The organism is Rummeliibacillus sp. TYF005, assembly GCF_003844195.1.
Classification (GTDB): Bacteria; Bacillota; Bacilli; order Bacillales_A; family Planococcaceae; genus Rummeliibacillus.
Window position 1 is genome coordinate 15,492 of sequence record NZ_ML122542.1, and the last position, 12,016, is coordinate 27,507.

General features: G+C 35.5%; 13 protein-coding genes and 1 other annotated feature. All 13 genes read left to right on the forward strand.

Annotation, left to right across the window (positions count from 1 at the left end; genetic code table 11):
- Positions 1-59: 59 nt before the first annotated feature.
- Positions 60-839 carry an RNA polymerase sporulation sigma factor SigG gene (gene sigG / locus CW357_RS01980; RefSeq protein ID WP_119414210.1) on the forward strand — a complete coding sequence of 260 codons (780 nt, stop codon included), beginning with the start codon at positions 60-62 and terminating at the stop codon, positions 837-839.
- 95 nt (positions 840-934) lie between these two features.
- Positions 935-1,171 carry a PRC-barrel domain-containing protein gene (locus tag CW357_RS01985; RefSeq protein WP_119414211.1) on the forward strand — a complete coding sequence of 79 codons (237 nt, stop codon included), beginning with the start codon at positions 935-937 and terminating at the stop codon, positions 1,169-1,171.
- An 80-nt stretch (positions 1,172-1,251) separates the two neighbouring features.
- Positions 1,252-1,956, forward strand: a complete 705-nt coding sequence (locus tag CW357_RS01990) for a YggS family pyridoxal phosphate-dependent enzyme (protein WP_119414212.1) — start codon at positions 1,252-1,254, stop codon at positions 1,954-1,956.
- On the forward strand, positions 1,940-2,443 hold the full coding sequence (locus CW357_RS01995; RefSeq protein ID WP_119414213.1) for a cell division protein SepF: 504 nt from the start codon (positions 1,940-1,942) through the stop codon (positions 2,441-2,443). The genes CW357_RS01990 and CW357_RS01995 overlap by 17 nt, the downstream gene beginning before the upstream one ends.
- Before the next feature lie 16 nt (positions 2,444-2,459).
- Positions 2,460-2,723, forward strand: a complete 264-nt coding sequence (locus tag CW357_RS02000) for a YggT family protein (RefSeq protein WP_119414214.1) — start codon at positions 2,460-2,462, stop codon at positions 2,721-2,723.
- A 142-nt stretch (positions 2,724-2,865) separates the two neighbouring features.
- Complete coding sequence (locus tag CW357_RS02005; RefSeq protein WP_124217215.1) at positions 2,866-3,651, forward strand: YlmH family RNA-binding protein; 786 nt, start codon at positions 2,866-2,868, stop codon at positions 3,649-3,651.
- A 92-nt stretch (positions 3,652-3,743) separates the two neighbouring features.
- Positions 3,744-4,253, forward strand: a complete 510-nt coding sequence (locus tag CW357_RS02010; protein ID WP_119414216.1) for a DivIVA domain-containing protein — start codon at positions 3,744-3,746, stop codon at positions 4,251-4,253.
- 54 nt (positions 4,254-4,307) lie between these two features.
- Positions 4,308-4,533 (forward strand) — a binding site (T-box leader).
- A gap of 66 nt (positions 4,534-4,599) precedes the next feature.
- A complete protein-coding gene (gene ileS / locus CW357_RS02015; RefSeq protein WP_124217216.1) occupies positions 4,600-7,371 on the forward strand; it encodes an isoleucine--tRNA ligase in 2,772 nt (923 codons plus the stop codon).
- A gap of 105 nt (positions 7,372-7,476) precedes the next feature.
- Positions 7,477-7,953 carry a signal peptidase II gene (lspA, locus tag CW357_RS02020; RefSeq protein ID WP_119414218.1) on the forward strand — a complete coding sequence of 159 codons (477 nt, stop codon included), beginning with the start codon at positions 7,477-7,479 and terminating at the stop codon, positions 7,951-7,953.
- A complete protein-coding gene (locus CW357_RS02025) occupies positions 7,953-8,864 on the forward strand; it encodes an RluA family pseudouridine synthase (protein ID WP_124217217.1) in 912 nt (303 codons plus the stop codon). Before lspA ends, CW357_RS02025 begins: the two co-directional genes overlap by 1 nt.
- 211 nt (positions 8,865-9,075) lie before the next feature.
- The gene (pyrR, locus tag CW357_RS02030; protein ID WP_119414220.1) at positions 9,076-9,615 is read left to right on the forward strand and encodes a bifunctional pyr operon transcriptional regulator/uracil phosphoribosyltransferase PyrR; all 540 of its coding nucleotides are present in this window, start codon (positions 9,076-9,078) and stop codon (positions 9,613-9,615) included.
- Positions 9,616-9,648: 33 nt separating this feature from the next.
- Positions 9,649-10,983 (forward strand): uracil-xanthine permease family protein, encoded by a 1,335-nt coding sequence (locus CW357_RS02035; protein WP_119414221.1) that lies wholly within the window; start codon positions 9,649-9,651, stop codon positions 10,981-10,983.
- 152 nt (positions 10,984-11,135) lie between these two features.
- The gene (locus CW357_RS02040; RefSeq protein WP_124217218.1) at positions 11,136-12,014 is read left to right on the forward strand and encodes an aspartate carbamoyltransferase catalytic subunit; all 879 of its coding nucleotides are present in this window, start codon (positions 11,136-11,138) and stop codon (positions 12,012-12,014) included.
- Positions 12,015-12,016 lie beyond the last annotated feature (2 nt).

Here is a 12,016-nt window from a genome sequence, read left to right on the forward strand (position 1 = left end):
TTATTCGATTCGGACAGACTGAACTTACTAACAGTGATAAAGCATCCGGAGGACAAAATATGCGAACAAAAGTTGAAATATGTGGTGTTGATACATCCACGTTACCTGTTTTGAAGCATGAAGAAATGCGACAATTATTTGTGGCATTGCAAAATGGACAAGAGGAAGTAAGAGAACAACTAGTGATGGGGAATTTACGGTTAGTATTAAGTATAGTCGGACGTTTTGCTTATAGAGGAGAACAGGCTGATGATTTGTTTCAAGTAGGCTGTATTGGTTTACTAAAATCAATAGACCATTTTGACTTATCACATAATGTTCGATTTTCGACCTATGCTGTTCCTATGATTATTGGTGAAATCAGAAGACATTTGAGAGATCACCATCCACTACGTGTTTCAAGATCTCTACGCGATATTGCATATAAAGCTATGCAAGCGAAAGAGCAATTTTTAACCGAGGAATTACGAGAACCAACGTTAACTGATTTAGCAAGAATGACAGGTTTACCTCAAGAGGATATATTATTTGCACTAGATGCAATACAAGAGCCAATGTCACTTCATGAGCCTATATATGCTGATGGTGGAGATCCTGTTTATATGATGGACCAATTAAAGGACCAAACAGTTTCTGAAGATCGCTGGTTAACGTATGTTGCTATTAAAGAACAAATACAAAAATTAGATAGAAGACAACAAAATATTCTTTCCAAACGATATTATTATGGCCATACTCAAACAGAAATTGCAAAAGATCTAGGTATTTCTCAAGCACAAATTTCAAGATTGGAAAAAAGTGCTTTAAAAACAATTCAAGAACAGGCTAGTGAAAAATAATATTCAATCGACTAACGAGAAGCATCAATCATAATCAAGATTGATGCTTCTTTTTCATATATATACATAATAAAATACGTTAGGAGGGATGCGAATTGCGCTTTTCAGATATTCAGCGTAAAGAGATAATTGCTGCTAGTAGTGGGCGCTTTCTAGGATATGTTGAAGATGCTGTCGTTCAAAAAGATACAGGATATGTTGAAGCCTTTGTGGTTGCAGAGCCAAAAAAATTTATGTCATTTTCAGGTGCTCAAAAGGATGCCTTAAAAATACCAATTGAAGATATAATTGTTGTTGGTAAAGATGTCATTTTAGTTAAGGGATTAGATTGAAAAATATGGTTATTCATTGATAAATTGTAGTATGCTTGATACAATAAAAAAACAAGTACCTATGAAAAGATGAGGCTATTATGACATTAATTATTGAAAATTTACAAGATATTCAACAAAATATTGAAAATGCTTGTCTTAAAGCTGGCAGAGAACCATCAGATGTCACAATAATTGCTGTTACGAAACAAGTTTCAACAGAGCGAGCAATTGAAGCGTTAGAAGCCGGCTTGACTAATTTAGGTGAAAATAGACCTGAAGGGTTATTAGAAAAACATGAGATGATTGCAAATAGAGCAACATGGCATTATATAGGTTCAATGCAAACAAGAAAAGTACGAAAAGTTATAGACCAAATTGATTATTTACATTCACTTGATCGTATAAGTTTAGCTCAAGAAATTGAGAAACGTGCCGATTCTATTATTAGTTGTTTTGTACAAGTTAATGTATCAGGTGAAAAGTCTAAACATGGGCTAACTCCAGAAGAAGTACCAGAATTTATCGATCAATTAGCAGATTTTACTCATATTCGTATTGTCGGATTAATGACAATGGCGCCTAATACGGAAGATAAAGAAATAATTCGAAATGTATTTAAAAAACTAAAAAAATTACAGTTAGAGATTGCTAGTAAGGGATATGAATATGCTCCATGTACTGAACTGTCAATGGGAATGTCTAACGACTATGAAATAGCTGTTGAAGAAGGTGCAACATTCGTCCGTATTGGCACTGCTCTAGTTGGGAATGAAAGAAGGGATTCTTATGAAAATGAAGGATAAACTTAAAAACTTTTTCTATTTAGAAGAGGAAGATGACTACGTAGAAGAAAACGTTAAACAACAAGAATCTATTCAACAACAGGCAGCGCCGGCCGTACAAAGAAAGCAAGTAAAACCAGCTGTAAGTAGACCTGCAGTGGTCAAGAAACCCGCAGTTAGAGAACGTGCTAAACAAGTAGAACACTCAAGTATCCCTAATATAGTGAGTATTACACAAAAAACGTCAAAAGTAATTTTATCGGAACCTCGTGTGTACGCGGAGGCTCAAGATATTGCTGACAATTTGAAAAATAAGCGAGCAGTTGTTGTGAATTTACAAAGAATTGATCGAGAACAAGGCTTACGAATTATAGACTTTTTAAGTGGAACTATTTTTGCTTTAGGTGGGGACATCAAGCGAATTGGTACAGATATATTTTTATGTACACCAGATAATGTAGAAGTAGATGGTAATATTTCAGATTACTACTATGAAGATTTACAATAGAGGAGTTTAAATGTCCATGTTATTGATATTTACAATCGTAAATTACTTATTTCAATTTTATTCGATAGCGCTAATTATCTATATATTAATGTCTTGGGTTCCAACAGCGTATGATTCCAAATTTGGAAGATTATTAGCGAAGATTTGTGATCCATACTTAGATTTCTTTAGAAGATTTATCCCACCAATTGGAATGATTGATATTTCACCAATTGCTGCACTAATCGTTTTAAATTTAATCCGAGCAGGCGTATTCAATGTACTAGGTTATATCTTATAAAATCTAATCCCCACTCCTTTCATGGTGGGGTTTTTTGTTTAAAAAGATGATATTCATCTTAAAAGATGATAAAAAATTAGAATGACGTTACTATTGATTTACGATTGGATAGCGTTTTTGACAAAAAGAAAGGAAATAGTATATGGAAGAAATATTCCAACATTTTAGAACGGAAGAAAAAGTATTTATCGAACAAGTGATAGGATGGAAACAAGAAGTAGAAGATTTTTATGCACCAAAGTTGACAGATTTTCTGGATCCACGCGAACGTCTAATTGTCCAATCTATAATCGGAAAAAATGGAGATATTATGGTAGCTGAAAGTGGCCGTTTTAGCGAAGCAGAAAGAAAACGTTTGATTATTTATCCAAATTATTATCAACCAAGTGATGAAGATTTTTATATAACAATTTGTGAAATGACATTTCCTTCAAAGTTTATCCAATTGAAACATCCTGATGTATTAGGTGCAATTATTTCGCTAGGAATAGACCGTTCTAAGTTTGGAGATATACGATTAAGTGATTCAACTATTCAGTTTGCAATAGCTAATGAGATATTGGATTATGTACGTGTTAATCTCGATAGTGTAGGAAAAGCAAAAGTACAAGTAAAAGAATTGCAACAAAATTCACCTCTTTTGCCACCAGAGTCAAAATGGATAGAGCAAGTCCTTACAACAAGTTCTATGCGTCTAGATACCGTATTGTCATCAGTTTATCCGATTTCTCGTCAAAAGGCAGCTTTACTTATTAATGCTGGTAAAGTAAAAGTGAATTTTGTAGTGAGAGAACAAGTTTCGTTTGAATTACATGAATTGGATCTATTATCCATTAGAGGATATGGTAGAATAGTCATAAGAACCATTGAGGGAAGAACAAAAAAAGATAAATTGCGCATTAAAATTGGTCGAATTGAACGGAAATAATAATTTTTGTTAAAAATTATGTTTTTCTAGTGAACTTACTTTTATACAAATGTATAATAATTAATAAATGCTGTTAAGGAGAGGTGCAAAACATGCCATTATCACCACTTGACATACATAACAAAGAATTTACCCGTGGTTTTAGAGGTTACAACGAAGATGAAGTAAACGAGTTTCTAGAACAAATTATTAAAGACTATGAACTTATTCTAAAAGAGAAAAAGGAATTAGAAGAAAAACTTTTATCAAGTAATGAACAGATTGGTCATTACAACTCCATCGAAGAAACATTACAAAAATCAATTGTTATTGCTCAAGAAGCTGCAGAAGAAGTGCGCCGTAACTCGCAAAAAGAAGCTAAACTTATCGTAAAAGAAGCAGAAAAAAATGCAGATCGTATTGTTAATGAGGCACTTTCTAAAGCTCGAAGAATTGCATTAGAAATAGAAGAGTTGAAAAAACAATCAAAAGTGTTCCGAAATCGCTTTAAGATGATTGTGGAAGCGCAATTAGATTTAATCGAATCAGATGACTGGGATCATTTGATGGAATATGAAGTAGATACAACAGAGTTAGAACGATTAGATTTACCACAAGATTAATCGTAGTACTTGACTGTATGCGTATCGTTTTCTATAATGTCATCATATATGTATGAAAAGGTTATGATGGAGACAGTATTTTTTAAGTGCGGTTAAGCGATTTGAGGATAGTGAAAGCTCAAACGAAACACTTTTAAAAGAAAATCACTCCTGAACTAGATTGCTGAACGAAAGAAAAGTAAGCAATCTCGTCAACACCACGTTACGGTGTCTAAAGCGGCGTCATGAACAATGACGCAACTAGGGTGGTACCGCGAGAAGACTCCTCCTCGTCCCTTTTTGGGATGGGGAGTTTTTTTATTTTATTTAGTAAAAGTACCTATATTTAAAAGGAGGAATTTTCAATATGGAATACAAGAATACCTTATTGATGCCAAAAACGGATTTCCCTATGCGTGGAAATCTGCCAAATAACGAACCTAAAATGCAAGAAAAATGGGAAGAAATGGACATTAATACAAAAGTACTTGAACGTACAAAAGATCGTCCTGCTTTTATCCTTCATGATGGCCCTCCATATGCAAATGGTGATCTTCATATGGGTCATGCATTAAACAAAGTTTTAAAAGATATGATCAACCGTCATCGTTCAATGACTGGTTACTATGTACCTTATGTACCTGGTTGGGATACTCATGGTTTACCAATCGAGCAAGCATTAACAAATAAAGGCCATGACCGTAAGAAAATGTCTATCGCTGAATTCCGTGAATTATGTAAAGACTATGCTTATGAACAGGTAAGTCGTCAACGTGAACAATTCATGCGTATTGGTGTTCGCGGTGATTGGAAAAACCCTTATATTACGTTAAAACCTGAATTTGAAGCACGCCAAATTGGTGTATTTGGTGCCATGGCTAAAAAAGGTTATATCTACAAAGGTTTAAAACCGGTTTACTGGTCTCCATCTAGTGAATCTGCATTAGCTGAAGCAGAAATTGAATATAAAGATATCAAATCACCTTCAATTTATGTAGCGTTTGATGTAAAAGACGGTAAAGGGGTTGTCAATAATGATGAGAAATTTATCATCTGGACTACAACTCCATGGACAATGCCAGCTAACCTTGGTATTTCTGTAAACCCTGAATTCACATACGTTGTAATAAAAGCAAACGGTTCAAAATATATTATCGCTAAAGGCCTGCTTGAAAAAGTAGCTGAAAAGCTTGGTTGGGAAAACCCTGAAATCGATCGTGAAATTAACGGCGCAGATCTTGAAAATGTGACTGCTCAACATCCATTATTTGATCGTGAATCACTTGTAATGCTTGGTGACCATGTAACTCTTGAAGCAGGTACTGGTTGTGTTCATACAGCTCCTGGACATGGGGAAGATGACTATCAAGTAGGTAAACGATATGGTTTAGAAATTCTTTCTGTAGTCGATCATAGAGGATGCTTAACTGAAGCAGCAGGAGAATTTGCTGGTATGTTCTATGACAAAGCAAATAAACCAATCTGTGAAAAACTAGAAGAAGTAGGCGCATTATTAAGTCTTTCTTTCTTCACACACTCATACCCACATGACTGGCGTACAAAAAAACCTGTTATTTTCCGTGCAACACCACAATGGTTTGCATCAATTGATAAATTCCGTCCTGAATTACTTCAAGCAATTCGTGACACAAACTTCACACCAGCATGGGGTGAAACTCGCCTTTATAATATGATTCGTGATCGTGGTGACTGGTGTATTTCTCGTCAACGTGCTTGGGGTGTTCCAATCCCAGTATTTTATGCTGAAAACGGTGAAGAAATTATTACAGAAGAAACAATTGCTCACGTTCAAGAATTATTCCGTGAACATGGTTCAAACATTTGGTTCCAAAGAACTGCAAAAGAGTTACTTCCTGAAGGATTTACTCACCCAGGTTCTCCAAATGGCGAATTTACAAAAGAAAATGACATTATGGACGTTTGGTTCGACTCAGGCTCAACTCACCAAGGCGTATTAGAAGAACGCCCTGAACTACGATACCCAGCAGATTTATACTTAGAAGGTTCTGACCAATATCGTGGTTGGTTTAACTCTTCTCTAATCACTTCTGTTGCGATGAATGGTCACGCTCCATATAAAGGTCTACTATCTCATGGTTTCGTACTTGATGGTGAAGGACGTAAAATGAGTAAATCAATTGGTAATATCATTGCACCAAGTAAAGTGATGAAACAATATGGTGCAGATATCTTACGTCTTTGGGTTGCATCTGTTGACTATACTGCTGATGTTCGTATCTCAATGGATATGTTAAAACAAGTGTCTGAAGTTTATCGTAAGATTCGTAATACCCTTAAATTCTTACATGGTAACCTACATGACTTCAACCCAGAAAAAGATTATGTAGCATATGAAGATTTACGTGAAGTAGATCAATATATGTATATGGAATTACAAAATCTGATCAAAACTTCTCGTGAAGCATATGATCATTATGAATTTGCAACTGTTTATAAAGCAGTGAATAACTTTATTGCAACAGAATTAAGTTCATTCTATTTAGATATTGCAAAAGATGTTGTTTATATCGAAGGTGCAGATAATCATGCTCGTCGTGCTATGCAATCTGTTATGTACGATACATTACATGCTTTGTTGAAATTAATGACTCCAATTATCCCACATACTACTGATGAATTATGGTCATATTTACAATACAAAGACGTAGAAAGTGTCCAATTGACTGATATGCCAGATGCCGTTCAAAAAGAAAACTTTGCAACATTAACAGATAAATGGACAAAAATTATGAATATCCGTAATGTTGTTTTAAAAGCATTAGAAGAAGCGCGTAATGCAAAAACAATCGGTAAATCATTGGAAGCTAAAGTAACAGTTTATGGCACTGAAGAAGTTGTTACTTTACTAAATGATGCGAATATTAACTTCGCTCAATTAAATATTGTCTCTGAATTTGTAGTAGCAGGTTCTTTAGCTGATGCTCCAGAAAATGCTGTTAAAACTGATAAAGTTGCAGTAGTAGTAGAAAAAGCAGAAGGCGAAAAATGTGAACGTTGCTGGACAATTTCTAAAACAGTAGGTCATAATCATAACCACCCTACTTTATGTGAACATTGTGCAGAAACTGTAGAAAAATATTACGCAGATGTAGAATAATAAATACTAAAATGGCCGTTCACAACTTGTGGACGGCCATTTTTTTCGATTCTGGACATTATATGATAAAATAGGTTAGATTCGGGAGTAAACGGAGGACTTGCTGTGTATAAATATTATGGAATAGCTATTTTCGTGATCATACTTGATCAACTGTCAAAATGGAGTATTGTTGAGAATATGCATTATGGGGAAAGTATTTCGATTTTGGATCCTTATTTTGGATTATTATCACATCGAAATCGTGGTGCAGCATGGGGGATGTTGCAAGGTCAATTTTGGTTATTTGCACTTGTCACAGTGATAGTAATTGCGGGTATTATATATTACTACCATAAAGAAGCAAAAGGAAAACCGATGTTTCAAGTAAGTCTAATGCTATTATTAGGCGGAGCAATTGGAAACTTTATCGATCGATTATTCCGTGGGGAAGTAGTAGACTTTGTACATGTAATTATTCCGGTGATCAATTATGATTTTCCGATATTTAATATTGCAGATGCATCTCTAACTTTTGGTGTTATTTTGCTAATTATTTATATGGTGTTTGAAGATAAATTAGAAAAGAAAAAGGTGAAGTAATGTCAGTAATATATACTGCAACAGAAGAGGTAAACGGTGAACGAATTGATAAAGCACTTGCCTCTATGCAACAAGAATGGTCACGAACTCAAATTCAAGGTTTTGTACAAGGAGGTTTTGTCAACGTAAATGGACAGGAAGTAAATCGAAAATATAAAGTTCAAGTAGGGGACGTTATAGAGGTAAATCCGCCTGAACCAGAACCACTTGAAATTATTGCTGAGGATTTGAATCTTGAGATTGTTTATGAAGATTCAGATGTTTTAGTTGTTAACAAACCGAAAGGTATGGTAGTACATCCAGCGCCTGGTCATACAAAAGGTACTTTAGTAAATGGGCTAATGTATCATTGTAAAGATTTATCGGGCATTAATGGTGTGATGCGTCCTGGAATTGTCCATCGGATTGACAAAGATACTTCAGGCCTTTTAATGGTTGCGAAAAATGACCAAGCACATGAATCTCTTGTACAACAATTAGTAGATAAAACCGTAACTCGCCGTTACACAGCATTGGTTCATGGTCATATTCCACATGATAAAGGAACTATTGATGCGCCAATCGGTCGTGATCCTAAAGATCGTCAAAAAATGGGCATTGTTGATAATGGTAAACATGCTGTCACACATTTCCAAGTAATTGGCCGCTTTGGTGTTGACTATACACTAATCGAATGCCGATTAGAAACAGGGCGTACACATCAAATTCGTGTGCATATGAATTATATCGGCTATCCCTTAGTTGGAGATCCAAAATATGGTCTTAAAAAGACTATCGACTTTGGAGGTCAAGTATTACACGCCGGCATTTTAGGATTTGTGCATCCAAGAACAAAAGAATATTTGGAATTTGAAGCACCGCTTCCTGCAGATTACCAACAGTTGCTAGAAGAATTGAAAAATAACTATTGACTACTTAAGTCATAAAAGAATATACTTAGTTCAGTGAAAATCTAATATTCACCTTTTAAAGACAGTCCAGAGAGGCTGAGAAGGGATGCGAAGAATGTGAGATTACTGTACGAGTTACAGTCTATTTGACATATCTATAAGTATACCTATATCCTCTTGGGCTCTTAGCTCAAGAGTTTTTTGTTTTTAGCCAAGAAAGGAGGCAAAATATATGACTAAAAAAGCCGAGCTTCTAGACCAAGCAGCGATGAACAGAGCATTAACGCGAATTGCTCATGAAATTATTGAACGTAACGAAGGAATTGATGAATGTATTCTTGTTGGGATTAAAACAAGAGGTGCCTTTCTTGCGAGACGTTTAGCCCAAAAAATAAATACAATCGAAAAGAAAGAAATTCGTTCAGGTGAATTGGACATTTCTTTGTATCGAGATGATTTATCAGTTAAAACGATCAATGAAGAAGCTCTTGTACAACAAGTGGATATTACTTATGATGTAACAAATCAAAAAGTAATTTTAGTTGATGATGTTCTTTATACTGGTAGAACGGTACGAGCAGCAATGGATGCTGTAATGGATATCGGTAGACCTTCACAAGTCCAACTTGCAGTCTTAGTAGACCGTGGTCACAGAGAACTCCCAATACGAGCAGACTTTGTAGGAAAGAATATTCCAACAGCAAGCCATGAACGAATTGTCGTAAGTATGGTAGAAGTTGATGATCAAGATTTAGTAGCCATTTACGAATAGATATGAAGCTTTAAATACGGAGGAATTATAGATATGTCAAAAGCTGTTTTAGATATCAACGATAAGCCAAAAACCGGGCAACTAATTACGTTGAGTTTACAACATATGTTTGCGATGTTCGGTTCAACAATTCTTGTACCAACATTAACAAATTTATCACCTGCAATCGCACTACTAACAAGTGGTATTGCTACTTTAGTTTTTTTATTGGTAACTAAGTTTAAAGTTCCAGCTTATTTAGGATCATCATTTGCATTTATTGCACCTATCCAAGTAGCATCTGCTGCAGGAGGACCTGGAAGTGCGATGATTGGTGCAATGGCCGTTGGTTTAGTATACGGACTCGTTTCATTATTCATTTGGAAAACAGGATATAAATGGATTATGAAAATCTTACCACCGATTGTAGTGGCACCGGTTATTATGGTAATCGGTTTAGGCTTAGCAGTCACTGCAGTTAATATGGCAATGTATGAAAATGCCAACACACCAGATGCAGTTTATAGTCTGCCATACTTTACAGTAGCTTTAATTACTTTAATCGCAGCTATTATTTGTAACAACTACTTTAAGGGTGTTATTAGTACAATGCCAATTTTGATAGGGATGGTTGTGGGTTACATTGCATCTCTAATTTCAGATGCTGTATTTGGAACGCACTTAATCAACTTCAACAAAGTGATAGAGGCTAAATGGATTCAAGCACCAGATTTCTTGATTCCTGGAATTGATTACGACTTCAACATTACATCAACATTACTTTTAGCAATGGTTCCAATCGTCATCGTAACGATTTCAGAGCATATTGGACATCAGTTGGTTTTAGGTAAAGTAGTTGGCCGTAACTTCATTAAAGAACCTGGGTTAAACCGATCATTATTAGGTGACGGTCTTGGAACATTAATTAGCTCATTAATCGGTGGACCTCCAAAAACGACTTATGGTGAAAATATCGGTGTACTTGTTTTGACTCGCGTATTCAGTGTTTGGGTAATTGGCGGTGCAGCAGTAAGTGCAATAATCTTAGCCTTTTCGGGTAAGTTAATGACACTAGTAGGAACAATTCCTACACCAGTACTTGGTGGAGTTTCTATCCTACTATTCGGTATAATTGCGTCAAGTGGTTTACGAATGTTAGTAGAAAACAAAATCGATTTTGATGATAAACGAAATTTAGTCATAGCTTCCGTAATCCTGATTCTAGGTATTGGTGGTGCGAAGATCATCTTTTCTGAAACATTCTCAATTCAAGGAATGGCATTAGCTGCCATCGTAGGAGTTGTGTTAAACCTTATTTTACCCGGTAAAGCACAACCTGATTTAGAATTACTAGCTGATGAAGAACAAGAAAAACATAAAAAAAATTAAATAAGACAACCTTTTAAAAGTTGCCCAGAGAGGCACAGAAGGGTGAATTGATACGATAGGTGAAAAGTAATAGTCTATCATGTCATATCCTTCCTGAGCCTCCTTGATATTCCAAGGAGGCTTTTATTTACATAAATATTAGGAGGCACATGATGAAAAATTTACTGTCAATGGAAAGTGTATCTAACGAAGAAATCGAAGCGATTCTAAAACGCGCTGCAGAGTTTGAAGCAGGATCAAAATCACAACTAGAACGAGACTACTTAGTAGCAAATCTATTCTTTGAGCCAAGTACAAGAACAAAAACAAGTTTTGAAACTGCCGAACGCCGAATTGGTGCAACCGTCATTCCTTTTGAAGCAGGATTTTCAAGTACTTTAAAAGGCGAAACATTGTACGATACAGTGAAAACGTTAGAGTCGATTGGAATGGATGCAGTAGTTATTCGTCATAAAAAGGATGCCTATTATGAAGAATTATTAGAGGGTATTAACGTATCGATTATTAATGCAGGAGATGGGGCAGGCCAACATCCTTCTCAATCTCTGCTAGATTTATACACAATTTTCAAAGAGTTTGGTAAATTTGAAGGCTTAAATATTACAATAGCAGGTGATGTGTCTCATAGTAGAGTAGCAAAGTCGAATATTATTGCCCTTCGTCGTCTAGGTGCGAACGTCAATATTGTTTGTCCTCCCCAATGGCAAGCGGAATTTGAAGCCCATCATGATTGGGATGACTTACTTGAAACTAGTGATGTAATTATGCTGTTGCGTGTACAACACGAACGAGATGCTGCATTTGAGGGATATTCCGATGAAAGTTACCATAAAAGATATGGCTTGACAAAGGAAAGAGAGAAACGAATGAAAGATGGGGCAATTATTATGCATCCTGCACCTGTAAACCGTGGAGTAGAGATTGACTCATCACTTGTAGAATGTGAGCGATCACGGATTTTCAAGCAAATAGAAAATGGAGTTTTTGTAAGAATGGCAATTGTCGAAAATATCTTGAAGGGACGAAACTAACC